We start from the raw sequence: 24,036 nt of genomic DNA, 5'->3' as shown, positions 1-24,036 counted from the left end.
CGGATTTCTTCCCGCCATCGCCGATCGCGTGCGTGCCGTCCTCGCTGCTTCGCGGCGGGCGGCGCCCCCCGCCGGCCCGTCCGGCCTACTTGGCGCCGTCCACGACCTTCCGGCCGTCGAGGGGTGCCTTGAGCTGCACCTTCGTGCTCTTGAGTACCGCGATCGCGATGCACATGGCGTCGGGCGAGCGCCGGTCCTGCCCCTCGTACAGCGTGACGGTGACCTCGCGCGCCGTCTCGGTCACCTCGACGCGGTCGAGCACGTTGCAGGGCTCCACGCCCGACCACCACACCACGTCCAGGGACCGGCCGTCGCCGGTGGGAGTCGCACTCTCCCACGGCACCTTGCGCGGGTTCAGAGTGGGCCCGGCCGGGGTCACCGGAGAGGGGGCGCCGCTCGGAGTACTGCCCGGAGCACCGCCCGGAGCACCGCCCGGAGCACTGCCCGGAGCGCCGCTCGGAGCGCCGGACGGCGAGGCCGCCGCGGGCGAGCCGTGGCCGGCCTCGGCGCCGGTGGGGGAGCCGTCCGGCTGTTCGGGTGAGGCCGAGGTGGAGGAGGTCCCCCCGCAGGCGACCGCCAGGAACAGGAGGGCCACGAGCCAGAGCTTTCTCATGCCCCTTACACGGCTGTGAAGAGCCCCCGGTTCACCTGTCCTCACCGGCCGGGGCATCGCCCCGAGGCGCGCCCTCACAGCGCGTCCCGGCGGCGCGTCAGCACGCGGGTGACGCCTCCGTCGTCCTCGGTCATGTCCCGGACGTGCTCGAAGCCGATCCTGTCCAGAACGGCCAGCGAGGCAAGGTTCGGCGCCGCCACGGTGGCGTACACCTCCGTGAGCCCCAGGACGTCGAAGCCGTAGGCGACGATTGCCAGGGCCAGTTCTCTCCCCAGGCCCGATCCCCACATGCCGGGGGCCAGCGCGTAGATGATCTCGTAGCCGTCCGCCACGTCCGTCGGCTTGATCTCGGCGTGCCCGGCGAAGCGGCCGTTCCGGCGGACGGCCCAGACGTCGAACGAGTCCTGGGCGTAGACCTTCGTGAAGATCCGTCCGAACAGGGCGCGGCACTCCGCCTCGGTGGCGGGGCCGTCGCCCATCCACTGCGACACTCTCCGGTCCTGGAACAGGGTGACGAAGTCTTCCTCGTCTTCGGGGGCGTACGGCTCCAGCAGCAGGCGTTCGGTACGCAGCGTCGGGGTCATAGGCCGCGAAGTTACCCATGCGGCGCTCCTGCGGACAATCCGCTTTTCCAGCATGCAGGTGCTCGCGCGCCCGCCGAAGCCGTCCGCGCACCTGCACGCAGGCGGTGTGGGCGGTGCATTGACGCGCCGTCTCGCCGGAAGCTAATTTCATCACATGATGAATTTATCGGATCCCGCGATCTCCGTACGGGATCTGCGGGTGTCCAGGGGCGGGGTGGAGGTCCTGCACGGCCTCGCCTTCGACGTGCCCCGGGGACAGGTCACCGGCCTGCTCGGACCGAGCGGCTGCGGCAAGACGACGCTCATGCGGGCGATCGTGGGAGTCCAGGTCGTCGGCGGCGGCGAGGTGCGCGTGCTCGGCGAGCCGGCCGGAAGCGCGGGCCTGCGGCGCAGGATCGGCTACTCCACCCAGAGCCCGGCCGTCTACCGCGACCTGACCGTGCTGGAGAACCTGCGCTACTTCGGAGCCGTGCTCGGCGCCCCGAAGGACGACCCCGAGCGGGTGCTGACGGAGGTCGGGCTCGCCGGCGCCGCCCACCAGCTCGGGTCCACGCTCTCGGGCGGCCAGCTTGGCCGGGCCGGGCTCGCCGTCGCGCTGCTCGGCCGTCCGGAACTGCTCGTGCTCGACGAGCCGACGGTCGGGCTCGACCCCGTGCTGCGGCAGGAGCTGTGGACGCTCTTCCACCGCCTGGCCGAGGGCGGCACCACGATCCTGGTCTCCAGCCATGTCATGGACGAGGCGGCGCGGTGCGAGCGGCTGATCGTGCTGCGCCAGGGGGAGATCCTCGCCGACGACACCCCCGGCGGCCTGCGCGCGCACACGCGTACGACGGACCTGGAGGAGGCGTTCCTGCGCCTGATCGAGGAGAGGGCGGCGGCATGAGCGAGCGGAGCGAGCGATTCAGGGGACGCAGCGTCGCGATCACCCTCGCCACGGCCCGGCGGATCACGACGCAGCTCCGCCACGACCGGCGCACGGTCGCGCTGATGGTGCTCGTGCCGACGCTGGTGATGATCCTGCTCTACTACGTGATGGACGACGAGCGGGCCTTCGGCCGCTGGGCGCCGATCCTGCTGTGCGTCTTCCCCTTCCTGGTCATGTTCCTCATCACCTCGATCGCCACCCTGCGCGAGCGCACGTCGGGGACGCTGGAGCGGCTCATGGCGATGCCGCTCGGCCGGCTCGACCTCCTCCTCGGGTACGGCCTCGCGTTCGGACTGGCGGCGTGCGCCCAGGTGGCGCTGGCACTGGCCGTCTCCCTCACCTGGCTGGGCCTGGACCTGCCGGGCCCGCTGTGGCCGCTGGTGCTCGTCGCGCTGCTCAACGCCCTGCTCGGCACCGCGCTCGGTCTGCTGTGCAGCGCGTTCGCCCGTACGGAGTTCCAGGCCGTGCAGTTCATGCCGATCGTCATGCTTCCCCAGATCCTGCTCGGGGGGATCCTCGTGCCGCGCGGGCAGATGGCGACCGTGCTCGAATGGATCTCCAACGTGTTACCCATGTCGTACGCGATCGAGGCGATGGCGCACGCGGTCGCGGACGCCGATCCGGGCGGCGAGTTCTGGCGCGACGTGCTGGTGGTGGCGGGGTCGGCCGTGCTCGCCCTCCTGCTCGGCGCCGCCACGCTGCGCCGCCGGACCTCCTGACCGTCGGCCGGCGGGTTCGGCTCCGTCCCGCGAGGTCGGTAAGCTGCGTGGAGATCCCGGCGGAGCCCAGAAGAGGTGCAGGAATGATCGCGATTCTCGGGACCGGCAAGATGGGCGAGGCCCTGCTCTCCGGGCTGGTACGCGCCGGTCTGCGACCCGAGGAGATCGTGGCGACGGCCCGCAGGCCCGAGCGGGCCGAGGCGCTGCGCGAGCGGTACGGCGTGCGGGTCGCGGGCAACGCCGAGGCCGCCAAGCTGGCCGAGACGATCATCCTCGCGGTCAAGCCGCAGGACATGGACGCGCTGCTGACCGAGATCGCCCCGCACGTGGCCGCCGACCGGCTGGTGATCTCGGTGGCCGCCGGCATCACGACGGCGTTCGTGGAGGCGCGGCTCGGCGACGGCGTCGCGGTCGTGCGGGTCATGTCCAACACGCCCGTCCTGGTCGACGAGGCCATGAGCGTCATCTCGGCCGGGGCCCACGCCTCCGAGGAGCACCTCAAGCGCACCGAGGCGCTGCTCAGCCCGGTGGGCAAGGTGCTGCGCATCCCCGAGAAGCAGCAGGACGCCGCCACCGCGCTGTCCGGCAGCGGCCCGGCGTACTTCTTCTACCTGGTCGAGGCCATGGTCGACGCCGGCATCCTGCTGGGCATGCCGCGCGCCGCCGCTCTCGACATGGTCACCCAGTCGATCGTCGGCGCCGCGATCATGCTGCGCGACTCCGGGGAGCACCCGGTGATCCTGCGCGAGGGCGTGACCTCGCCCGGAGGGACCACGATCGCCGCCATCGCCGAGCTGGAGCGCCACAAGGTGCGGGCCGCGTTCCTCGACGCGATCGAGGCCGCCTGCGAGCGCAGCCGCCGCCTCGCCGCCGGCTGACATACGGCGGTTCCGCGCCGCCGGCTGACATACCGGTTTCCGCGCCGGACCGGCGTCTCCGGGACGGACGTCGACCATCGCTTTACCATTGGCCGGTGGTGTCCCGTCGCGGGATCATCCCGCTTCTCGCCGTTCTGCTCGCCGCCGGGTGCTCGTCGCCGGAACCCCGGAAAACCCAGGTGGCTACGGTCACCAGGACCACCGTCAGCGAGGTCGTCGAGGCCCCGGCGACGGTGGGCGCGCGTGCGACGGCCACGCTGACCGCCCCCGCCCCGGGCACGGTCGCCCGCCTGTACGTCCAGGACGGCGACACGGTGAAGAAGGGCCAGATCCTCGCCAGGATCAGCTCTCCCCAGGCCAGGCAGCAGCTTTCGGCCGCGCGGAAGGCCGACCGGCAGGCCGCCCGCCCGGTCTCCTTCGGCGGCGCGGGCGGGTCCCCGGCGAGCGTACGGCTGCCGCCCTTGCGCCTGCCCGCCTCGCTCGACGCCCACGTCGCCCGGTCCTTCGCCCGGGCGAGGAAGGCCGCCAGGTCGATCGGCGACCGCACGGCCCGGACCCGGCTGCTGGCCGCCATCGACGCCGCCGAGCGGCGTCAGCGAGCGCAGCGCCGGGCGCTGGGCGAGGTGCTCGACGGGCTCACCCGCTCGGTCGGCCGGAGCCTGTCGCAGGTGAGCGGCCAGGTCAGTGCGGGGCTGAGCGGGCTGAGCGCGTCGATGGAGTCGCTGCGGGCGGCGTCGAGGTCCCAGACCAGGGCGGCCGTGCGCGCGGCCGAGCAGACCGTGGACGCCCTGGTCGTCAGGGCGCCCTTCGGCGGGGTGGTCACGCTCGGCGGCGCGTCGTCCGCTGGCGGCGCGGCCGGCCTCGGCGCGCTGGTCTCGCAGCTGCCGGCCGGGCTGGCGGGTCAGGCGGGAGCGGCGGCGGCCGCTCCCGCGGGCCGTTCCGGCGGGACGATCGCCACCGGCGTCCCGGTGGCCGCCGGAGACCCGATCGCCACGGTGACCGACGTGTCCGTGCTCACGCTGTCCGCCGACGTGGACGAGACCGACGTGCTGCTGGTCCGCGAGGGCACGCGGGCCGAGGCCGAGTTCGACGCGGTGACCGGCGGGACCTACACCGCCACCGTGACGGGCGTCGGGGTCACGCCCAAGGAGGGCGCGACCGGCGGCGTCAGCTATCCCGTACGGCTACGACTGGGCCGGGGCTCCTACGACGACGGCGGCGCGGCCCCCGCGCCCAAGCCGGGAATGAGCGCCGTCGTGCGGCTGGCCGTACGACGGTCGGAGAACGCGACCGCCGTGCCCGCGTCGGCGATCGTGACGAGTGGCCGGGAGACGATCGTGTGGGCGGTGCGCGGCGGCAGGGCGGAGCGGCGGGTCGTGCGGCTGGGCGCGCAGGGCGACGCGGTCGTGGAGATCCTGAGCGGGGTGTCCGCGGGCGAGCAGGTGGTGGTCAGGGGCGCCGACGCCGTACGCCCCGGCCAGTCCCTGTCGTGAGCCGCGACGAGGGCGCGGGAGCGCCGGCGTTCGAGGCGATCGGCCTCACCCGCTCCTACCGTCTGGACGGAGGAGTGCTGGTCGACGCGCTGCGGGGGGTGGACCTGCGCATCGGGCAGGGGGAGTTCGCGGCGATCGTGGGACCGTCCGGCTCGGGCAAGTCGACGCTCATGCACCTGCTCGGCTGCCTCGACCGGCCGAGCTCGGGCACGCTGCGGGTGGACGGAGCCGACGTGGCGACGCTCGACGACGCCGGGCTGGCCGATCTGCGCAACCGCACGATCGGCTTCGTGTTCCAGTCGTTCCACCTGCTGGCCCGCACGTCCGCCCTCGACAACGTGGCGCTGCCGCTGGTCTACCGGGGCGTGCCCCGGGCCGAGCGCAGGGAGCGAGCACGGGCGGCGCTGGAGGCGGTCGGGCTCGGTCACCGGCTCACGCACCGGCCGTCCCAGATGTCCGGCGGCGAGCAGCAGCGGGTGGCGGTCGCCCGCGCGCTGGTGGGCGACCCCCGGGTGGTGCTCGCCGACGAGCCGACCGGCAACCTCGACACCCGCAACGGCGAGGAGGTGATGGGCCTGCTCGAACGGCTCAACGAGAGCGGCGTCGCCGTCGTCCTCGTCACCCACGACGTAGAGGTCGCCGCCCGCGCCCGCCGTCAGATCCGCGTACGCGACGGCAGGGTGGAGGCGGACACAACGGAGGCGGACACAGCGGAGGCGGACACAGCCGAGACGGACACAGCCGAGACGGACACGGACACGGCGGGGGCGGACGCGTGAGGACCGCCGAGGCGCTGCGGCTGGCGGTCGAGGCGCTGCGGGTCAACCGGCTGCGCAGCATGCTGACCATGCTCGGCGTGATCATCGGCGTGCTCTCGGTCGTGATCCTCGTCGCCGTCGGCACCGGCGCCAAGAACGCCGTGGAAAGCGAGATCGCGGGGCTCGGCAGCAACATCATCCTCGTGGTCCCCGGCCAGGTGGGGCTGGGCGCGGCCCCCACGCAGAGCCGCCTCGACCTGGCGGACGTCGCGTACGTGCGGCGCGTGGTCGGCGACCCGTCGAAGGTGACGGTGGCGGTGAACTCCGGCGAGCCGGTCCGGGTGGGGCGCGTGGAGGTGTTCGCGACGCTGACCGGGACGGACGAGAACATGCCCCACGTGTTCGACCGCCCGCTGCGCCGGGGCCGCTACCTCACCGAGACCGACGTGGACACGCGGCGGCGGGTGGCGATCCTCGGCGCGGAGGTCGCGGCCAAGCTGTTCGGCGACGTCGACCCGATCGGCCGCCAGGTCACGATCGCCGGGGTGCGGTTCCGGGTGATCGGCGTCTACGAGACCGTCGGGTCCACGTTCGGGGTGGCGCGGGACCAGGAGGTGCACCTGCCGGTCACCACCGCCCAGCGGCTGATCGGGCTGCCGAGGATCAACGGCATCGCCGTCGGCGCCTCCGGACCGGACGAGATCGAACCGCTGCGGCAGCGGGTCGTGGCCGCCCTGGACGCCCGCTACCCGGGGGAGAGGTTCTCCGCCGTCACGCAGACCCAGCTCCTCGGCACGATCGGCACGGTCCTCGGCATGCTGACCGGCGTGCTGGCGGCCATCGCGGGGATCTCACTGCTGGTCGGCGGCGTCGGCGTGTCCAACATCATGCTGGTCAGCGTCAGGGAGCGGACCAAGGAGATCGGCCTGCGCAAGGCGCTCGGCGCCCGCGGCCGGGACATCCTCGGGCAGTTCCTGATCGAGGCCGTGCTGCTGACCACGATCGGCGGCGTGATCGGCATCCTGACCGGCGTCGGCGGGGCACTGCTGATCCGGACGGTCTCGCCGGTGCCCGCGTCGATCACCTGGTGGTCGATCGCGCTCGCCTTCGGGGTCTCCGCGGCCGTGGGCGTCTTCTTCGGCGTGGCCCCCGCCCGGCGCGCGGCCGGGCTCGACCCCGTCGTCGCCCTCCGCGCAGACTGAGTCCACCGGCGAGGGCCGACGCGGATCGACGTCGTCACGGTCCGCGACGCCCGTATGGTCGTCCGCGACCGGCCGTGCGGTAGCGTCGCGGCATGAGTCAGGCGGTGCGGGTGGTTTGGAACGACGCTCTGGTTTCTTACGATTTCGGGCCCGGCCATCCGCTCGCGCCCGTACGCGTCGAGCTCACCATGGCGCTCGCCCGTGACCTGGGCGTGCTCGACGCCGCCGAGATGACCGGCTGCGTCCCCGCGACCGAGGACGAGATCGCGCTGGTGCACCACCGGGACTACATCGAGGCGGTCAAGAACGTCTCCAAGGACGGCCGCCCGGACCTGCGCCACGGGCTCGGCACCGAGGACAATCCCGCCTTCGTGGGCGTCCACGAGGCCTCCGCCCTGGTCACGGGGGCGACGCTGGCCGCCGCCAGGGCGGTGTGGACGGGTGAGGCCGAGCACGCGGTCAACGTCGCCGGCGGGCTGCACCACGCCATGCCCGGCGCCGCCAGCGGCTTCTGCGTCTACAACGACCCGGCCGTCGCCATCGCGTGGCTGCTGGCGCAGGGCGCGACGAGGATCGCGTACGTGGACGTGGACGTGCACCACGGCGACGGCGTGCAGACGGCGTTCTACGACGACCCGAGGGTGCTCACGATCAGCCTGCACGAGAGCCCCCGCACGCTGTTCCCCGGCACCGGCTTTCCCCAGGAGACCGGCGCGGAGGGCACGGCGGTCAACGTCGCGCTGCCGGCCGGGTGCGGCGACGCCGGGTGGCTGCGCGCCTTCCACGCGGTGGTCCCGCCGCTGCTGCGGCATTTCCAGCCGCAGATCCTGGTCACCCAGCAGGGCTGCGACAGCCACGCCCTCGACCCGCTGGCCCACCTCATGCTCAGCCTCGACGGGCAACGCACGGCGTACGCCGCGCTGCACCGGCTGGCCCACGAGACCGCCGGGGGCCGGTGGATCGCGGTGGGCGGCGGAGGATACGAGCTGGTCCAGGTCGTCCCGCGGGCGTGGACCCACCTGATCGCCGAGGCGGTGGGACGCCCCGTCGAACCGTCGGCCGAGACCCCGGAGACCTGGCGTACCTTCGTGCGGGAGCGCACCGGGGAGATCCCGCCGCTGCGGATGACGGACGGACGGCATCCGCAATGGCGTGACATTTCGGAAGGGTACGATCCAGCCGACGCCGTCGACCGGGCCGTCATCGCGACCAGGAAGGCGGTGTTCCCCTTCCACGGGCTGGACCCCATGCCGTAGCCGTGGGGGCCGGAATCACACCGAGCCGAGGAGCGCTGTACCTGTCGTGACCCTTCCGCCCTCCCGAACGCCCACCAGAGCCGAACTGCGCGAACATCTCGTCAGGACCGCCATCGCCGGTGACGTGGCGACCAGCCGCGAGAACAACCTCGATCACTACCGGTCGCTCGCGCTGCGCGACCCGCACTACCTCTTCGGGCTCAACTTCGAGGGCGAGTGGTCCTATCACGAGGTGCTCGCGCTGATGGCCGAGAAGGCGGGGGTGGTCGCCGATCCCGGGCACCGCGAGGGCCCCGACACCATCGACCCCGAGCGGACCATCGACGCCGTCGAGGAGATGGGCGAGCGGATCGCGAAGGTGCTGCGGCGTGCCTCGCCCCGGATCGTGCTCGCCACCGGCCACCCGACCGGTCTGCTCACCATCCACCTCGCGCTGGCGCGGTTCCTCACGGAGAACGGGGCGACCCTGCTCTTCCCGGCCGAGGGGTGGACGCACATCGGCGGCCTGGGCCGCCGCAGGCGGATCCGCTACCTGGACGGCGTGGCGATGCTGGAGGACCGGGGCACGTTCGTGCACACCCATGAGGCGATGCCGATGGAGGCGATGCTGGCCGAGGAGCGGCCCGACTTCGTGATCGCCGATCACGGCTGGGCCGGGGCCGCGGGCGAGGCCGGGGTCGAGACCGTGGGCTTCGCCGACAGCAACGACCCGGCGCTGTTCGTGGGCGAGGCCGAGGGGAAGATCGCGGTCACCGTGCCCCTGGACGACAACGTGCTACCCCGCTTCTACGCTCCGTTGACGGCGTACCTGCTCGCCCGGGTGGCCCGCAGCCTCTGATTCCCCTTCCGGACCTCCCAAACCGGGCATTTCGCGCCCGCTTTTGTGCCTCTGTGCCGACCGTTTGCCAACTTTTTTCTGTGCCTGGGCGACTCTAATGGGAGAGAAGTTGGTCCGTTCCAAGGTTGAGGCGAGGGGCACGGTCCGGCTGCTGCCAGCGAGTTTCCCGGTTTTGACGGCATACGGCTCTGATGACTGATGGAATGAGGGGTTTGCCTAGTCGGAGTCCGGACTTACGCTGACGGCAGTACACGTGCGTGAGCAATGGCACCAGTGGGGATAACCCGGAAACACGTGCGGAAGAGGCGTCCGATGGGTGCAGGCGAAAGACCTCTCAGCGAGGTGAAGTTCTTGACGGTGGCCGAGGTGGCGACCGTCATGCGGGTGTCCAAGATGACCGTGTACCGGCTTGTGCACTCCGGCGAGTTACCGGCCATCCGTGTCGGCCGGTCCTTCAGGGTGCCCGAGCAGGCGGTCCACGACTACTTGCGGGACGCGTTCATCGAAGCAGGGTGAACCGCCCGGGAGGCCGCGTTTGACGGTGACGTGGCCGACTCCCGGCCGATGCGGGGTCCCCCGGGGGAGCGATCTACCACGGATCGCCGGTAGTCTGTTGTGCCGGTGTGCGCTCGCGCGCCGGTTGGACAGACACACCTTCACCTGGGGGTCCCGTGGGCTCTGTGATCAAGAAGCGCCGCAAGCGCATGGCCAAGAAGAAGCACCGCAAGCTGCTGAAGAAGACCCGTATCCAGCGGCGTAACAAGAAGTAGCCGAGACGGAGCGCGCACCGGTCCTCAGGGACCGGGCCACCGTGAACACGCACACCCCCGGCGAGGCATCGATGACTCGTACTGTGCTGGTCACCGGCGTCTCCGGTCACATCGGCGCTCGTGTGGCGATCGCGCTGGCGGCCGACCCGGAGATCGACCGGGTCATCGGCGTGGACACGGCGCCGCCGCCATCCCCCGCCGGGGAGGACGGCGCGGTGCTCGGCCGCACCGAGTTCGTCCGGGTCGCGTTGCGCAGTCCCGACCTCGTCAAGGTCATCAGGGACGCCGACGTCGACACCGTCGTGCACCTCAGCCTGGTCAGCGGCCCCGGCGGCGGCCGGGCCGGTGACACCGTGGGCGGCCGGCCGGCCATGAAGGAGCACAACGTCATCGGGACGATGCAGCTGCTCGCGGCGTGTCAGCGCTCCGCCACGGTGCGCCGGGTGGTCGTGCGGTCCACCACGGCCGTGTACGGCTCCTCTCCGCACGCTCCGGCCGTCTTCACCGAGGACACCCTGCCGGTCGAGGTGTCCCATCACGGCTACGCCAGGGACGCCACAGAGGTGGAGACGTACGTGCGGGGCTTCGCCCGGCGCCGGCCCGACGTGACGACGACCACGCTGCGGTTCGCCAACCTCATGGGGCCGGGCGTCGACTCGCCGTTGACGCGGTACTTCTCCCAGCCCGTGCTGCCCACCGTGCTCGGGTTCGACCCCCGGCTGCAGTTCGTCCACGAGGACGACGCGGTCGAGGTGCTGTGCCGTACGGCGCGGGCCGACCACCCCGGCGTGTTCAACGTCGCGGGCGACGGCGTGCTGCTGCTGTCGCAGTGCGCACGGCGGACGGGCCGGCCGGTGGTGCCGATGCCGTCTCCCGCCTTCCGCCTCGTCAGCGGGATCGCCCGGGGCGCGCGGCTGGTGGACTTCTCACCCGAGCAGCTGTCGCTCATGAGCCACGGCCGCGCAGTGGACACCACCAGGCTCGCCGCCGAGCTCGGCTGGCGGCCGAAGTACAGCACGGCGGCGGCGTTCGACGACTTCCTCCGCTCCCGCGGCGGCCCGGGCGAGCTGCCGCGCGCCGTGGTCGACTGGCTGGCCGATCTCCTGACGGGACGCTGATGGACGACTTCCGGGACCGGCACACGGCTGAGGGCACGCCTGGGAGCGTGCCGGGGAACACGGCCGACGAGCGGCTCGCCGGGCTGTTCGCCTTCCTGCGGCGCAGGATCACCGGCGAGTACGAGGTCGACGAGTTCGGCTACGACCCCGAGCTCAACGAGACGGTGCTGCTGGAGGCGTTGCGCCCGCTCTACCGGCACTGGTTCAGGACCGAGGCCCTCGGCCTGGGCAACGTGCCGGCCGACAGCGGCGCGCTGATCGTGGCCAACCATTCCGGCACGCTGCCCGTGGACGCGCTGATGCTGCAGGTCGCGATGCACGACGAGCTGGGCAGGCCGCTGCGTCTGCTCGGCGCCCACCTGGTCTACCAGCTGCCCGTGCTCGGGCACCTGGCCCGCAAGTCCGGGCACACGCTCGCGTGCCCCGAGGACGCCGACCGGCTGCTGCGCAAGGGCGAGGTCGTCGGCGTCTTCCCCGAGGGCTTCAAGGGCATCGGCAAGCCGTTCTCCGAGCGCTACCGGCTCCAGCGGTTCGGCCGGGGCGGGTTCGTCGCGTCGGCGATCAGAGCCGGCGTGCCGATCGTGCCGTGTGCCATCGTGGGGGCGGAGGAGATCTACCCCAAAATCGGCGACATCCCGTCGCTCGCCCGGCTGCTCGGCCTGCCGTACCTGCCGATCACGCCGCTGTTCCCGTGGCTCGGGCCGCTCGGCCTGCTCCCGCTGCCGTCGAAGTGGCTGATCGAGTTCGGCGAGCCGATCAGGACCGACGAGTACGCCCCGGAGGAGGCCGACGACCCCATGCTGGTCTTCGACCTGACCGACCACGTCCGGGAGGTCATGCAAGGGCAGCTCGACGCCCTGCGGCTGCGCCGGGGGCCGGCCTTCCCCCCGATCGTGATGTGACAACAGAGGCTGCTGCTGCTTTAGTGGCGTAGATCGGGACAAGTGGGCCCGCAACCGCCATTCAACGGGGGCGTTCGAGTGACGGCACCATCCGCCCTTCGCGGCGGCGATCCCACGTTCATCGGCCCTTACCGCATCGTCCGGCGGCTCGGGGCCGGCGGGCAGGGCATCGTCTATCTGGGCACGGACGGCGCGGGGGCGCCGGTGGCCGTCAAGGTCCTGCGCCCGGAGATCGCCGCCGACGAGACGACCAGGAGCAGGTTCGCCCGCGAGGTGGCCGTCGCCCAGCGGGTCGCCTCGTTCTGCACCGCCCAGTTCCTCGCCGCCGACCTGTGGTCCGACCCGCCGTACATCGTGACGGAGTACGTCGACGGGCCGTCGCTGCAGGAGGAGGTGGCCCGCAACGGGCCGCGCACGGGGGCCGCCCTGCACCGGCTCGCGGTCGGGACGGCCACGGCGCTGACCGCCATCCACGAGGCGGGGCTGGTGCACCGGGACTTCAAGCCCGGCAACGTGCTCCTCGGCGCCGACGGCCCCCGCGTGATCGACTTCGGCATCGCCCGGGCGCTCGACGCGACGGCCACGGTGAGCAGCCAGGTCGTCGGCACCCCCGCGTACATGGCCCCGGAGCAGATCAAGGCCGCCGAGGTGGGCCCCGCCGCCGACGTGTTCGCGTGGGGAGCGGTGATCACCTTCGCCGCCACCGGCCGCTCGCCGTTCGCCGCGGACACCACTCATGCCGTGCTCTACCGGGTGATCGACGGTGAGCCCGACATCGCCGGTGTGCCGGAACCGCTGCGCGCACTGGTCGCGCGCTGCCTCGCGAAGGAGCCGGCGCAGCGGCCGGCCATGCGCGAGGTTCTCATGCGCCTGCTCGGCTCGGCCGACTCCGCGGACCGGGAGACGGGCCCGGGCTCCCGCGCCGTGGACCGGGAGACGGGTCCGGGCGCCCGCGCCGCCGCTCCCGCCGTGCGCCGTCGTTTCGGGAAGGCGGTGTACGCGGCGGTGGCGGCCGCCGCCGTGCTCGCCCTGGGCGGGGGCGCCGCCCTGTGGCTGACGAACGGCGCCGGTTCCCCGGCCGGGGGAACCGGGTCCGGCGGCACGACCGGGGGCCGGGCGACCACGGTCGCCCGGACGACTTCCTCCCCGCGGGCCTCCACGCCGCCCCGGCTGCCCCCTACGCTCGCGGGCGTGTGGGAGGGGGTGCTGACGCAGAGCAACGGCAAGAACTGGCCCATGACCGTGGTGATCAAGCCGGGTGCGCGGGCGCTGGTCAGCTATCCCTCGCTGGGCTGCGCGGGCGTGTTGACCGTCACCCGCAAGGACGCCGACGGGCAGTTCATCCTCCGCGAGACGATCCTCAAGGGGACCAGGTGCACCCGGCAGGGCCGCCTGACGCTGCAGGCCGGCGACGGCAAGATCCTGCTGACCTACTTCCCGAACGGCTCCGTCGGCGGGATGTCCTACAGCGCTACCGCGACCCTGCTGCGCAAGGGCGTCTGACGTCGGGCCGGGACCGGGGCTAACGCAGCGACCTACTGGTCGGTATGGTGTGCTCACCCTCATCCCCACGGGAGCACCATGAACAAGGGGCGGAAGGCCGCCCTCGCCGGGCTCGCCCTCGGCCTGGCGATCGGCACCGCGCGACGCGTGCGGACCGGACGGGCGAAGACCGCACAGGCTCGCACCGGCGTGCCCGCGCGCCGGACGACGGTCACCACCGACGACGGGGTACGCCTGGCCGTCGAGATCGACGATCATCCCGACCCCCGGTGCGCCGTCGTCTTCGCGCACGGCTGGCTGATGAACCGGCACTGCTGGGAGCTCCAGCGCGAGGCCCTGGCGGGCCTGGGCACGCTCGTCTTCTACGACCAGCGTGGGCACGGCGACTCCTCGGCCGGGGCGGTGGAGTCGTACACGATCGACCGGCTGGGCGACGACCTGGCCGCGGTCATCGAGGCCGCCGTGCCGGAGGGACTGCCCGTCGTCGTCGTCGGCCACTCGATGGGCGGGATGACGATCATGGCGTTCGCGGACCGGCATCCCGGCCTGGCCGAGTCGCGGGTGGCGGGCGCGGCGCTGCTCAGCACCTCGTCCGGCGGCCTCGACACCAGCACCTTCGGTCTCCCCGGGCCGCTCGGACGGCTGGCTCCCCGGGTCACGACATCGGTGTTCGAGAACATGATGGCCCGCGCCGCGGTCATCGACGCGCGTCCCCGGTTGAAGGGCTGGACGAACCTGCCGGTGACCCGGTACGTCGCCTTCGGCAAGGGCGCGCGCCGCCGGCACATCCGGGTGGTGAACGCGATGGCCACGGCGACGCCCACCGAGGTCATGGTCGGGTTCTTCCGGGACTTCCGGGTGCACGACAAGCACGCCGCGCTGAAGGCGCTGGAGACCGTGCGGACGCTGGTCATGGTGGGAGAGCGGGACCGGCTCACCCCGCTCGCCCACAGCCGCAGGATCGCCGAGGCGCTGCCGGCCGCCCGGTTCGTCCGCATGCCCGGCACCGGGCACATGATCGGCTACGAACGCCCGGATCTGGTGAACCGGGAGCTGGCCGCCCTGATCATGCGGGCCGTGGCGGACCGGCCGGTGGCCTGACCACCCGGCCACCGCCCGCGGTGCGGGGAATCCGCCGGGCGCGGGGTCAGAGAGCGGAGCGGTAGTGGCGGCGCAGCGCGATGCCCGCGGCGACGCCGCCCGCGATGGCCCCCGCGGTCGCGGCGATCGGCAGGCCGATCATCGTCGCCTTCCGGCCCGTGCGGAAGTCGCGGATGTCCCAGCCGTTCTCCCTGGCGTGCTCGCGCAGCTCGCTGTCCGGGTTGATCGCGTGCGGCTGCCCGACCAGGGAGAGCATGGGCAGGTCGTTGGCCGAGTCGCTGTAGGCCGAGCAGCGCGCGAGGTCGAGGCCCTCGCGGCGCGCCAGCGCCCGGACGGCCTCGGCCTTGGCCGGGCCGTGCAGCAGGTCGCCGACGAGCCTGCCGGTGTAGGCGCCGTCGGCGGTCTCGGCGACCGTGCCGAGCGCCCCGGTGAGCCCGAGCCGCTGTGCGATGACCCGGGCCAGCTCGACCGGTGTCGCGGTGACCAGCCACACGCGCTGCCCGGCGTCGAGGTGCGCCTGGGCCAGCGCGCGGGTGCCCTGCCACACGCGGTCGGCCATCACGTCGTCGTAGATCTCCTCGCCCAGCCGGACGACCTCGTCCACCTTCAGCCCGGCGACGAAGGCGAGGGCCATCTCCTTGGCCTTCGCGATGTGCTCGGGGTTCTCGTTGCCCCGTACGCGAAACCACGCCTGGCCGAGCGCGAACTTCATGAGGTCACGGCTGGTGAACAGGCCGCGCGCCGCCAGCCCCCGGGCGAAGTGGTAGATCGAGGCGCCGCGCATCATGGTGTTGTCCACGTCGAAGAACGCCGCAGCCGTGAGGTCGGGGACGACCTCGGGGGTGGTCACCGCCGCGGCGGCCGCCACCTCACCGGCGATTTCCGCCGCTTCCCGCCGTCGCAATAGCCGCCTCATGGCTCATCAGCTTAACCGCCGGACGGTGCCGGGAACGGGACCAGGGTGTGAGCGGGACATGACGTGTCAACGTCCGGAACCCGTGAACGAGTCGATATAACTCAGATACTGGTTCGCTTTGTCGCGATTTTCCTGGTCGAGCTTCGGCAGCAGCGGCTCCACCAGATTGTGCTGCTCACGGGCGAACTTGCGGGCGTCGCCGGAGGTCTGGCCCCGCCGGGCCACCCGGCTGAGCGCGGACCTCGTGGTCGTCTCCATGTCGTCGAGCGTCTGCGCGATCAGCCGGCGGCTGTCGGGGGCGGACGCGCCCACCAGCGAGGCGGTCTCGGCCGCCCGCTGCCGTGCCGCCACCATCTCCCGCTTCGCCCGCTCCTCCTCGCCGTACGCGAGGTCGAGCACCGTCGACTCCGCCAGCCTCTTCAGCGGGTACAGCACCTCGCCGGGCACCGAGTGGTAGGTCCGCACACCGGTGCCGAACATCCCCGCCAGCAGCACGCAGAACACCAGCAGGGGGCGCAGTCGTACGAGCGGGGACCGGCGGGGCCGCGGCCGCGGGGACCCGGCGGCGGGCGGCGCCGCGTGCCTGCCCGCGGCGCGCTCGGCGGCGTGGGCGCGCATCAGCTCGGCACGCAGCCTCTCGCGGAACTCCGGCCTCGGGCCGTCGCCCAGCCGGGCGCGCAGGCCGGTCAGGCGCGCGACGGCCCCGCGGGTGCGGGCCGGCCGCTTACCCCGGAACGGGCCCCGGTGGCCGGCGACGCCGCGGGTGCGGGCCTTCGACCCGCCGCACGCCCGGCGCGAGGGTCGCCACCAGCCCATCACCGCTCCCGCCATCCCCCGCTTGACGCCCGGCGGAGATACGCGCGCCGAGCCGCTGGGAGACGTTCGTCACCTCCCGGCCGGCCCGCGGATCCCGCCTGAAGATCCGACCTGCCACATGCCCAACGATGGGGTATGGGTAATGGTTACGGGGGGCTCAGCCGAGATCGTCGGGGAGCGCCCGGGCGAGCGCCCTGATCGCCCGGAACTGCAGCGCCTTGATCGCCCCGGACTTCTTGTCCATGATCTTCGCCGTCTCGGCGAGCGACATCCCGTGCAGGAAGCGCAGGATCACGCATTCCTGCTGCTCCGCGCTCAGTTGCTTGATGGCCTGCATGACCCGCTCGTTGACCATGTTCGCGACGACCGCGTTCTCGGGGATGTGCGGGCCGTCCAGGGGCGTGTCGAGTATCTCGGCGGTGGTCACCTCGAGACGGTTGCGGCCCGACTTGAAGTGGTCGGTGACGAGGTTGCGGGCGATCGTGACCAGCCAGGCGCCGAAGTCGCGGCCCTGCCAGGTGAACTCGGCGATGCCCCGCAGCGCCCGCAGGAACGTCTCGCTCGTCAGGTCCTCGGCCAGCGCGTGGCTGCCGACCCGGAAATAGACGTATCGGTAGACAAGCTCCAGGTAGTGGTCGTAGAGCATGCCGAACGCCTCGCTGTCGCCGGTCTTGGCGCGCAGCACGAGGCTTCGCATCTCGTCGTACTCGTGCTCGCGGTCGGAGAGACCGGCGGAGCGCGTGGGTTGCGCTGCTCCTGCGGCGGCCGGAGGGGACAGCCCGGCCAACGGCCACGTATTCGGCATCCGTTATCCCATGGGGGAAGGGGAGTCGGCGTGCTCGAACACTCTAGAAATCAACCGGAGATAACACAATCCGTTCGGGTGGAGGAATCGTGTTCGGGGGAGGAGACGCGGGTGGTGACATTCCCGTACAGGGCGACCGGCTACCGGTGACGAGCCGATGTCCGGCAGCATGGGTGCCACCATGGAAGTCCTCGTCGCACTCCTCGCGTTCGCCGGCGCCCTGCTCGCCGGCATCACCACCGGCGTTCTCGTCGGGCGTCTCCGTGACGAGCCGGCCGGTTGGCTGATCGCGTGGAGCATCGCCACGGGCGCGCTGGCGTTGTCGCTCGGCGCCATCGCGGTCGGCCACCTCACCGGTTTCGGACCCGTGACGTTCCGGGCGTACCAGATCACCGGGTCGCTGCTGGCGCCGCTGTGGCTGACGATCGGCGTCATCCAGCTCCTCTCGGAGAAGGGCGGCGCCCGCTTCGCCGGCTGGCTCCTCGGCGCCGCGCTCACCGTCGTGGGCACGGTCATCATGGTGCTCGACCCCGTCGTCACCGCCGGGTTCGGCAAGACGTTGCCCGACGGGCCGGCCCACTGGGACCTCTGGCCCGAGTGGCTGCTGCGGGGCGTCCACGGCCTGGTGGTCTTCCTGCTCCTGCTCTGCCTCGCCATGGCGCTGCTGGCCTGGCGGGACGGCGACGACTACGACGTCGACAACATGAACGCGACCGTCGTGGTCGCCCCGGCGGGCATGGCGATCTCGGGCGTGCTCGAGTTCGGGCTCCCGGGGCTGGTCGTCGTCGTGGTGCTGGCCGCCTCCGCCGGCGGCGTCTGGTACGCCGTGGCCCGCCCGCTCGCGCCGTACGACGACGAGGACGAGGACGACGAGGCCCCTGAGGAGGAGTGGCGGGGACGGCGCGGCGGCCGGGCGGACAGCGCCCTGCGCGCCGAGACCCGGGTGCCCTCCGCGCCCTCGGGACCGCCCGCGCCGCCGCGCGGGGCTCATGGAGGCCGCCCCGCGGGGCCCGGCGCGGTTCCGCCCGGGGTTCCCGGAGCACCGGGTGTCCCGGGAGCGCCGGGGGTTCCGGGAGCGGCCGCGGGGCCGGGAGCCCCGCGCCGATCCGGGCTCGGCGACCTGGTGGCCGAATACCGGGCGGGGGAGCAGGGCGAGGTCGACTACGCCGCCCGCATGCGGCCCTCCGACGGCCGCCCGTCCGCCGACGACTTCGGCGGGCCGGCGACCGGCCAGCTTCTCGCCGCCGACCAGTACGGCCAGCCTCCCCGGCCCGAGTACGGCATGCCCGCGGCGTCCGCGCCCGAGCCCGACCGGGCGATGCCCGCCACGGGGGCCCTCTACCCGGGGGCGGAGGTGCCCGACCCGGCCGACCTCGCGGCGAGCTTCGGCGTGGGGTTCGGCGGCAGGTCCCGGCCGCCCGTCAACCGCCCTGGCGGCGGGCAGGGGGACCGGCCGGCGGGCGGGCCCGCCGGTCAGGGGGGCTCGGTGAAGCCGGCCCCCGGCATCTACGGCCTGCTGACCGTCTTCACGCTGCTCGACGGCTCGGGCGAGGCGTTCGACAAGCTGGCCGAGGAGACGGTGGAGGCCGTCCAGCGCAACGAGCCCGACACGCTGCTGTTCGTCTGCCACGGCGTCAAGTCGGCGCCGCTCCAGCGCATCGTCTACGAGCTCTACCGGGACGAGGTCGGCTACGCCGAGCACCAGCGCCAGCCGCACATGGAGCGGTTCGCGACCGAGCGGGTGAGGTACGTGCTGGCGGCCAACGTCATCGAGCTCAGCGTCAACGCCGCCAAGGTGGTCCCCCTCCCCACCCGCCAGATTCTGTGACCCCTCCCGGGCGGGGTCAGCGGGTGAGGGCCTCGCGGAGCCGGTTCTCGTTCACCCGCCAGTAGTCGTGCTGCACGCCGTCGATCAGCACGACGGGGATCATCTCCCAGTACTCCGCCTGGTCCTCCGGCGAGGCGGTGATGTCGCGTTCCTCCCAGGGAACGCCCAGCTCCGCGGCCACGCGCTCGATCACCGCGCGGGCGTCGTCGCACAGATGGCAGCCGGGCTTGCCGAGCAGCGTGATCCGGTGATCTCGAGGAGCCATGCTCTCGATTATTGCGATCCTCGTGGCCCGGCATGGAGACCGGCGTCCCCTCCTGCGACCCTTGGATACGTGGGAAGCGGCGCACGATCACTTTGTGCATCGCTTCACAAATGCACTAACCTGGTGTTCATCCGTCGCATCCGCTGTGCGGCCGGGGGCGTAACCGGCCGTCCGTCCCCCTGGAGCCCCGGCAAGTGATCCGCCGAATCCCGCAGGCCCGCGACCGCGGCATCCCCGACGCCACGGTGGCGAGGTTGCCGCTCTACCTGCGCGCGCTCAACGGGATGGCCGAGCGCGGCACGGCGACGGTGAGCTCGGAGGACCTGGCGCTCGCCGCCGGGGTGAACTCCGCCAAGCTCCGCAAGGACCTGTCCCACCTCGGGTCGTACGGCACCCGGGGCGTGGGCTACGACGTGCAGTACCTCATCTACCAGATATCGCGTGAGCTTGGTCTCACTCAGGACTGGGCAGTGGCCATCGTGGGCGTGGGAAACCTCGGCCGCGCGCTGGCCAACTACGGCGGCTTCGCCTCCCGCGGGTTCCGGATCGCCGGCCTGCTCGACGCGGATCCCCACGTCGTGGGCGACCGGATCGCCGGTCTCGTCGTCGAGCACACGGACGAGCTGGAGTCGGTGATCCGCAAGCGCGGGGTGTCGATCGTGGTGATCGCCACCCCCGCCACGGCGGCGCAGCAGGTTTGCGACCGTGTCATCGCGGCCGGTGTCACCAGTATTTTGAACTTCGCCCCCGTCGTCCTGGCTGTGCCTGACGGCGTGGACGTCCGTAAAGTCGATTTATCCATCGAACTGCAGATACTTGCGTTCCACGAGCAGCGCAAGGCTAATGGAGGGCCCATCATGGCCGAGGAGTGGCCGGACGGGGTGGTCATGTGAGTGAGCCATCGATCGGAGCGAGCTCATGAGTGTCCTCGTCGTCGGCCTGAGCCACCGGACCACACCGGTCGCGCTGCTCGAACGTGTCACGGTCAGCGGGGACGCGCTCGTCAAGCTGCTGCACGACGTGCAGGCGGACGAGAACGTGTCCGAGGCGCTGGTCGTCTCGACGTGCAACCGCGTCGAGGTCTACGCCGTCGTCGACCGCTTCCACGGCGGCGTCACCGCGGTGACGAACATGCTCGCCGCGCACTCGGGCCTTCCGCAGGAGATGCTCGCGCGGCACCTGTACGTGCACTACGAGGACCGCGCGGTCCAGCACCTGTTCACCGTCGCCTGCGGGCTCGACTCCATGGTGATCGGCGAGGGGCAGATCCTCGGCCAGATCCGCGGCGCGCTGCGCCTGGCGCAGGAGGAGGGCACGGCCGGGACCACGCTCAACGAGCTGGCCCAGCACGCGCTGCGCGTGGGCAAGCGCGCGCACGCCGACACCGGCATCGACCGCGCCGGCGCGTCCCTGGTCGGGGTGGGGCTGACGCTCGCCGAGCGGGTGATCGGCCCGATCACCGGCCGGCGCGCCCTGGTCGTGGGCGCGGGCTCGATGAGCTCGCTGTCCGCCGCGACCCTGTCCCGCGCGGGCGTCACCGACATCGTCGTCGCCAACCGCACCCGCGAGCGGGCGGAACGGCTCGCCGAGACGGTCGGCGGCCGGGCCGCCGACCTGGCCGACGTCCCCGCCGAGCTGGCCGAGGCCGACCTGGTCATCTCCTGCGTCGGTGCCGGGACCCGCACCGTCACCCCCGAGATGATCGGGGACCGCGCGCGCCCGCTGTTCCTCCTCGACCTCGCGCTGCCGCACGACGTGGACCCCGGCGTACGGGCCCTGCCCGGCGTGACGCTGGTCGACCTGAAGTCGATGCAGCAGGACGGCGTCGGCGAGGACGTCTCCGACGGCGGCCGGGCCGAGGCGATCTGCGAGGTCAGGCGCATCGTGGCCGAGGAGGTCGCCGCCTACCTCGACGCGGCGCGCGCCGCGCTCGTCACCCCGACGGTCGTGGCCCTGCGCAGCAAGGCCGCCGGGGTCGTCGAGGCCGAGATGGGCCGGCTGCTGTCCCGCCTGCCGGACCTCGACGGGCGCATGCGCGACGAGATCACCCAGACTGTGCGGCGGGTCGTGGACAAGCTGCTCCACGAACCGACCGTACGGGTCAAGCGGCTGGCCGCCTCACCGGGCGGCGACCAGTACGCGGAGGCGCTGCGCGAGCTGTTCGGCCTCGACCCGAAGACGCCCGACGCCGTCGCGAGCCTGGAGGTGGAACAGTGACCGTCCCCCTGCGGCTCGGCACCCGCAAGAGTCTGATGGCGACATCGCAGTCGCAGATCGTCGCCGACCGGCTGACCGCGCTGACCGGCCGGGAGGTGGAGCTCGTGGGCGTCACCACGTTCGGTGACGTGTCCCGGGCCCATCTGACCCAGCTCGGCGGCACCGGCGTGTTCGTGAACGACCTGCGCGGCAGGCTGCTCGCGGGCGAGGTCGACTTCGCGGTCCACTCGCTGAAGGACCTGCCGACCAAGCCGGACGAGCGGATCGCGATGGCGGCGATCACGCGGCGGGACGACCCGCGCGACGCGCTCGTCGGCCCGGTCAAGCTGCACGACCTGCCCGCCGGGGCCCGCATCGGCACCGGCTCGCCGCGCCGGGTGGCCCAGCTGCGGCTGATCCGGCCGGATCTCGAGTACGTCCCCATCAGGGGCAACGCGGAGACCCGCATCGGCAAGGTGACGTCGGGCGAGCTCGACGCCATCGTGCTGGCCGCCGCGGGGCTGGTCAGGATCCGCCGGGACGCGGAGATCGCCCAGGTGTTCGAGGTCGACGAGATGCTGCCCGCCCCCGGGCAGGGCGCCCTCGCCGTCGAATGCCTGTCCGACCGCGATGACCTCATCGAGCTGCTGAGCGCCGTCGACGACCCGCTGACGCGGGCCGCGGTGGGCGCCGAACGCTCGGTGCTCGCCGCCCTCGAGGCCGGTTGCGCGGCCCCGGTAGGTGCTTTCGCCTCCGGTGACGGGCACATTCTCAATCTGACCGCCACCGTCGTCGCCGTCGACGGCGCACGGTCGGTGCGCAAGTCCACCTCCGGACCCACCTCGACGGCCGTGGAGATGGGCCGCGATCTCGCGGCAGCCATGATCGCCGAGGGGGCCGACACGTTGATGGGGGAGCAGGCCCGTTGAGCCCCGGAAATCACAGCACTCAGACCCGGTCCGGGTTCGTCGCCTTCGTCGGCGCCGGCCCCGGTGACGAGAACCTGCTCACGTTGCGCGGCGCCGACCTGCTCGGCAGGGCGGACGTCGTCGTGCTCGACCGGCAGGCGTACGGCTCGCTGCTGCGCCACTGCCGCGAGGACGTCGAGGTCGTCGACATCTCCGCCGACGCGGCGGAGAACTCGGTGTCGCTGAAGACCATCCAGGCCGCCAAGGCGGGCCGCACGGTCGTGCGGCTGTGCTCGGGCGACCCGTCCTTCTTCTCCTCCGTCACGGACGAGGTGGCCGCCTGCGCCAAGGCGGACGTGGACTTCGAGATCGTGCCGGGCGTGCCGCCCGCCACGGCCGTGCTGACCTACGCCGGCATCCCGCCGGCGGCGTCGGTGCCGGAGTTCCGCATCGTGGACGCCGCGCAGACCGGCGACTGGGCGAAGCACGCCGCGTGCGAGGGCACGCTGGTGATCTACAACGGCGTCGCGGACGCGGTCCCGATCGGCAAGGCGCTGATCGCCGCCGGCAAGCCCGACTCGACGCCCGTGGCGGTGACCAGCGACGGCACGACCACCGAGCAGTACACCGTGGTCTCCACGCTCGGGCGGCTCGGTCCGGACCTCAAGCACGCCGGGATGACCGAGCCCGCGCTGATCGTCGTCGGCGACGCGGTCGGCATGCGCGAGCGCCTGTCCTGGTTCGAGACCAAGTCGCTGTTCGGCTGGCGGGTCCTGGTGCCGCGCACCAAGGAGCAGTCCAAGGGCCTGTCGGAGCAACTGCGCTCGTACGGCGCGGTGCCCGAGGAGGTGCCGACGATCTCCGTCGAGCCGCCGCGCACGCCGCAGCAGATGGACCGCGCCATCAAGGGCCTGGTCACGGGCCGCTACGAGTGGGTCGCCTTCACCAGCGCCAACGCGGTCAAGGCGGTGCGCGAGAAGTTCGAGGAGTACGGCCTCGACGCCCGGGCCTTCGCCGGGCTCAAGGTCGCCGCCGTGGGCGAGGCCACCTCGCGGGCGCTGGTCGAGTTCGGCGTGAAGCCCGACCTCATGCCGACGGGCGAGCAGTCGTCCGAGGGCCTGCTGGCCGAGTGGCCGCCGTACGACTCGATGCTGGACCCGATCAACCGGGTGCTGCTGCCGCGGGCCGACATCGCGACCGAGACGCTGGTGGCGGGCCTGACCCAGCTCGGCTGGGAGTGCGACGACGTGACGGCCTACCGGACCGTGCGCGCCGCGCCGCCGCCGGCCCCGATCCGCGAGGCGATCAAGGGCGGCGGGTTCGACGCCGTGCTGTTCACGTCGTCCTCGACGGTGCGGAACCTCGTCGGCATCGCCGGCAAGCCGCACAACGTCACGGTGATCGCGGTCATCGGGCCGCAGACGGCCAAGACGGCCGAGGAGTTCGGCCTGCGGGTCGACGTGATGGCCGACAAGCCGTCCGCTTCGGCCCTCGCGGCCGCGCTGGCGGACTACGGTGCCAAGATGCGGCACGCCGCGGTCTCGGCGGGCGAGGTGCCCCGCCGGCCGTCCCAGATGCGCAGGGGCGCACGGCGCCGCGTGAAATGAACCAGATCGTGCGCGGCCCGCGGGAGACGATCCCG

Annotated in this window: 25 protein-coding genes; 19 read left to right on the top strand and 6 right to left on the bottom strand. The window is 72.6% G+C overall.

The annotated features are described in order from the left end of the window. Positions 1–85: 85 nt before the first annotated feature. Together AAH991_RS07930 and AAH991_RS07925 are read right to left on the bottom strand one after the other, a co-directional pair. The gene (locus tag AAH991_RS07930; RefSeq protein WP_346225086.1) at positions 86–613 is read right to left on the bottom strand and encodes a hypothetical protein; all 528 of its coding nucleotides are present in this window, start codon (positions 611–613) and stop codon (positions 86–88) included. 74 nt (positions 614–687) lie between these two features. After that, positions 688–1,197, bottom strand: coding sequence for a GNAT family N-acetyltransferase (locus AAH991_RS07925; protein ID WP_346225085.1), 510 nt, complete (start codon positions 1,195–1,197; stop codon positions 688–690). 154 nt (positions 1,198–1,351) lie between these two features. Between AAH991_RS07925 and AAH991_RS07920 the strand changes: the two genes are divergently transcribed. The 14 genes from AAH991_RS07920 (at position 1,352) to AAH991_RS07855 (ending at position 14,660) form a co-directional block, all read left to right on the top strand. After that, positions 1,352–2,080, top strand: a complete 729-nt coding sequence (locus AAH991_RS07920; protein ID WP_346225084.1) for an ABC transporter ATP-binding protein — start codon at positions 1,352–1,354, stop codon at positions 2,078–2,080. Beyond that, positions 2,077–2,841, top strand: coding sequence for an ABC transporter permease (locus tag AAH991_RS07915; protein WP_346225083.1), 765 nt, complete (start codon positions 2,077–2,079; stop codon positions 2,839–2,841). Before AAH991_RS07920 ends, AAH991_RS07915 begins: the two co-directional genes overlap by 4 nt. A gap of 83 nt (positions 2,842–2,924) precedes the next feature. Continuing rightward, positions 2,925–3,719: a pyrroline-5-carboxylate reductase gene (proC, locus tag AAH991_RS07910; RefSeq protein ID WP_346225082.1), complete on the top strand. Its 795-nt coding sequence runs from the start codon at positions 2,925–2,927 to the stop codon at positions 3,717–3,719. A gap of 95 nt (positions 3,720–3,814) precedes the next feature. After that, a complete protein-coding gene (locus AAH991_RS07905; RefSeq protein ID WP_346225081.1) occupies positions 3,815–5,212 on the top strand; it encodes an efflux RND transporter periplasmic adaptor subunit in 1,398 nt (465 codons plus the stop codon). Further along, positions 5,209–5,991 carry an ABC transporter ATP-binding protein gene (locus AAH991_RS07900; RefSeq protein ID WP_346225080.1) on the top strand — a complete coding sequence of 261 codons (783 nt, stop codon included), beginning with the start codon at positions 5,209–5,211 and terminating at the stop codon, positions 5,989–5,991. Before AAH991_RS07905 ends, AAH991_RS07900 begins: the two co-directional genes overlap by 4 nt. Beyond that, a complete protein-coding gene (locus tag AAH991_RS07895; protein WP_346225079.1) occupies positions 5,988–7,172 on the top strand; it encodes an ABC transporter permease in 1,185 nt (394 codons plus the stop codon). The genes AAH991_RS07900 and AAH991_RS07895 overlap by 4 nt, the downstream gene beginning before the upstream one ends. Before the next feature lie 92 nt (positions 7,173–7,264). Beyond that, positions 7,265–8,428: an acetoin utilization protein AcuC gene (locus AAH991_RS07890; RefSeq protein ID WP_346225078.1), complete on the top strand. Its 1,164-nt coding sequence runs from the start codon at positions 7,265–7,267 to the stop codon at positions 8,426–8,428. A 46-nt stretch (positions 8,429–8,474) separates the two neighbouring features. Beyond that, positions 8,475–9,266, top strand: a complete 792-nt coding sequence (locus AAH991_RS07885; RefSeq protein WP_346225077.1) for a phosphatase — start codon at positions 8,475–8,477, stop codon at positions 9,264–9,266. Between the two features lie 312 nt (positions 9,267–9,578). After that, the gene (locus AAH991_RS07880; RefSeq protein WP_030456159.1) at positions 9,579–9,782 is read left to right on the top strand and encodes a helix-turn-helix domain-containing protein; all 204 of its coding nucleotides are present in this window, start codon (positions 9,579–9,581) and stop codon (positions 9,780–9,782) included. Between the two features lie 155 nt (positions 9,783–9,937). Continuing rightward, entirely contained in the window at positions 9,938–10,036 is a 99-nt protein-coding gene (locus AAH991_RS07875; protein ID WP_018654693.1) for a 30S ribosomal protein bS22, read from the top strand. A gap of 71 nt (positions 10,037–10,107) precedes the next feature. After that, positions 10,108–11,154: an NAD-dependent epimerase/dehydratase family protein gene (locus AAH991_RS07870; protein ID WP_346225076.1), complete on the top strand. Its 1,047-nt coding sequence runs from the start codon at positions 10,108–10,110 to the stop codon at positions 11,152–11,154. Then, a complete protein-coding gene (locus AAH991_RS07865) occupies positions 11,154–12,056 on the top strand; it encodes a lysophospholipid acyltransferase family protein (RefSeq protein WP_346225075.1) in 903 nt (300 codons plus the stop codon). Before AAH991_RS07870 ends, AAH991_RS07865 begins: the two co-directional genes overlap by 1 nt. Positions 12,057–12,134: 78 nt before the next feature. Next, on the top strand, positions 12,135–13,559 hold the full coding sequence (locus AAH991_RS07860; protein WP_346225074.1) for a serine/threonine-protein kinase: 1,425 nt from the start codon (positions 12,135–12,137) through the stop codon (positions 13,557–13,559). Positions 13,560–13,637: 78 nt separating this feature from the next. Continuing rightward, positions 13,638–14,660: an alpha/beta fold hydrolase gene (locus AAH991_RS07855; RefSeq protein WP_346225073.1), complete on the top strand. Its 1,023-nt coding sequence runs from the start codon at positions 13,638–13,640 to the stop codon at positions 14,658–14,660. A 46-nt stretch (positions 14,661–14,706) separates the two neighbouring features. Here AAH991_RS07855 and AAH991_RS07850 read toward each other — a convergent pair whose 3' ends face one another. From AAH991_RS07850 to AAH991_RS07840, 3 genes are all read right to left on the bottom strand, one after another. Next, positions 14,707–15,576 carry an HAD family hydrolase gene (locus tag AAH991_RS07850; RefSeq protein ID WP_346225072.1) on the bottom strand — a complete coding sequence of 290 codons (870 nt, stop codon included), beginning with the start codon at positions 15,574–15,576 and terminating at the stop codon, positions 14,707–14,709. A 66-nt stretch (positions 15,577–15,642) separates the two neighbouring features. After that, positions 15,643–16,392, bottom strand: a complete 750-nt coding sequence (locus AAH991_RS07845; protein WP_346225071.1) for a DUF5667 domain-containing protein — start codon at positions 16,390–16,392, stop codon at positions 15,643–15,645. 157 nt (positions 16,393–16,549) lie between these two features. Further along, positions 16,550–17,197: a sigma-70 family RNA polymerase sigma factor gene (locus AAH991_RS07840; RefSeq protein WP_346225070.1), complete on the bottom strand. Its 648-nt coding sequence runs from the start codon at positions 17,195–17,197 to the stop codon at positions 16,550–16,552. Between the two features lie 181 nt (positions 17,198–17,378). Between AAH991_RS07840 and AAH991_RS07835 the strand changes: the two genes are divergently transcribed. Further along, on the top strand, positions 17,379–19,025 hold the full coding sequence (locus tag AAH991_RS07835; protein WP_346225069.1) for a hypothetical protein: 1,647 nt from the start codon (positions 17,379–17,381) through the stop codon (positions 19,023–19,025). Between the two features lie 16 nt (positions 19,026–19,041). On the opposite strand, the gene AAH991_RS07830 is transcribed toward AAH991_RS07835, so the two are convergent. Further along, complete coding sequence (locus AAH991_RS07830; RefSeq protein ID WP_169980938.1) at positions 19,042–19,290, bottom strand: glutaredoxin family protein; 249 nt, start codon at positions 19,288–19,290, stop codon at positions 19,042–19,044. A 194-nt stretch (positions 19,291–19,484) separates the two neighbouring features. Here AAH991_RS07830 and AAH991_RS07825 point away from each other — a divergent pair, with 194 nt between their 5' ends. Genes AAH991_RS07825 through AAH991_RS07810 form a run of 4 tightly spaced genes read left to right on the top strand, consistent with a single transcriptional unit; the run spans position 19,485 to position 24,001 of the window. Next, the gene (locus tag AAH991_RS07825; protein ID WP_346225068.1) at positions 19,485–20,183 is read left to right on the top strand and encodes a redox-sensing transcriptional repressor Rex; all 699 of its coding nucleotides are present in this window, start codon (positions 19,485–19,487) and stop codon (positions 20,181–20,183) included. A gap of 25 nt (positions 20,184–20,208) precedes the next feature. Then, positions 20,209–21,507, top strand: a complete 1,299-nt coding sequence (locus AAH991_RS07820; RefSeq protein ID WP_346225067.1) for a glutamyl-tRNA reductase — start codon at positions 20,209–20,211, stop codon at positions 21,505–21,507. Positions 21,508–21,542: 35 nt separating this feature from the next. After that, positions 21,543–22,415: a hydroxymethylbilane synthase gene (gene hemC / locus AAH991_RS07815; RefSeq protein ID WP_428833961.1), complete on the top strand. Its 873-nt coding sequence runs from the start codon at positions 21,543–21,545 to the stop codon at positions 22,413–22,415. After that, positions 22,412–24,001, top strand: a complete 1,590-nt coding sequence (locus AAH991_RS07810; RefSeq protein ID WP_346225065.1) for a bifunctional uroporphyrinogen-III C-methyltransferase/uroporphyrinogen-III synthase — start codon at positions 22,412–22,414, stop codon at positions 23,999–24,001. Before hemC ends, AAH991_RS07810 begins: the two co-directional genes overlap by 4 nt. The last annotated feature ends 35 nt before the right edge of the window (positions 24,002–24,036 follow it).

It is taken from the genome of Microbispora sp. ZYX-F-249, assembly GCF_039649665.1.
Classification (GTDB): domain Bacteria; phylum Actinomycetota; class Actinomycetes; order Streptosporangiales; family Streptosporangiaceae; genus Microbispora; species Microbispora maris.
This window is presented reverse-complemented; position numbering and strand designations above follow the sequence as displayed.

Bases quoted from the DNA above. Each gene is read 5' to 3' on its own strand.
- AAH991_RS07915 (WP_346225083.1), top strand. From the start codon at position 2,077: ATGAGCGAGCGGAGCGAGCGATTCAGGGGACGCAGCGTCGCGATCACC.
- AAH991_RS07920 (WP_346225084.1), top strand. From the start codon at position 1,352: ATGATGAATTTATCGGATCCCGCGATCTCCGTACGGGATCTGCGGGTG.
- AAH991_RS07835 (WP_346225069.1), top strand. From the start codon at position 17,379: ATGGAAGTCCTCGTCGCACTCCTCGCGTTCGCCGGCGCCCTGCTCGCC.
- AAH991_RS07930 (WP_346225086.1), bottom strand. From the start codon at position 613: ATGAGAAAGCTCTGGCTCGTGGCCCTCCTGTTCCTGGCGGTCGCCTGC.
- AAH991_RS07850 (WP_346225072.1), bottom strand. From the start codon at position 15,576: ATGAGGCGGCTATTGCGACGGCGGGAAGCGGCGGAAATCGCCGGTGAG.
- AAH991_RS07865 (WP_346225075.1), top strand. From the start codon at position 11,154: ATGGACGACTTCCGGGACCGGCACACGGCTGAGGGCACGCCTGGGAGC.
- AAH991_RS07855 (WP_346225073.1), top strand. From the start codon at position 13,638: ATGAACAAGGGGCGGAAGGCCGCCCTCGCCGGGCTCGCCCTCGGCCTG.
- AAH991_RS07890 (WP_346225078.1), top strand. From the start codon at position 7,265: ATGAGTCAGGCGGTGCGGGTGGTTTGGAACGACGCTCTGGTTTCTTAC.
- AAH991_RS07840 (WP_346225070.1), bottom strand. From the start codon at position 17,197: ATGCCGAATACGTGGCCGTTGGCCGGGCTGTCCCCTCCGGCCGCCGCA.
- AAH991_RS07925 (WP_346225085.1), bottom strand. From the start codon at position 1,197: ATGACCCCGACGCTGCGTACCGAACGCCTGCTGCTGGAGCCGTACGCC.
- AAH991_RS07880 (WP_030456159.1), top strand. From the start codon at position 9,579: ATGGGTGCAGGCGAAAGACCTCTCAGCGAGGTGAAGTTCTTGACGGTG.
- proC (WP_346225082.1), top strand. From the start codon at position 2,925: ATGATCGCGATTCTCGGGACCGGCAAGATGGGCGAGGCCCTGCTCTCC.
- AAH991_RS07830 (WP_169980938.1), bottom strand. From the start codon at position 19,290: ATGGCTCCTCGAGATCACCGGATCACGCTGCTCGGCAAGCCCGGCTGC.
- AAH991_RS07845 (WP_346225071.1), bottom strand. From the start codon at position 16,392: ATGGGCTGGTGGCGACCCTCGCGCCGGGCGTGCGGCGGGTCGAAGGCC.
- hemC (WP_428833961.1), top strand. From the start codon at position 21,543: ATGGCGACATCGCAGTCGCAGATCGTCGCCGACCGGCTGACCGCGCTG.
- AAH991_RS07820 (WP_346225067.1), top strand. From the start codon at position 20,209: ATGAGTGTCCTCGTCGTCGGCCTGAGCCACCGGACCACACCGGTCGCG.
- AAH991_RS07870 (WP_346225076.1), top strand. From the start codon at position 10,108: ATGACTCGTACTGTGCTGGTCACCGGCGTCTCCGGTCACATCGGCGCT.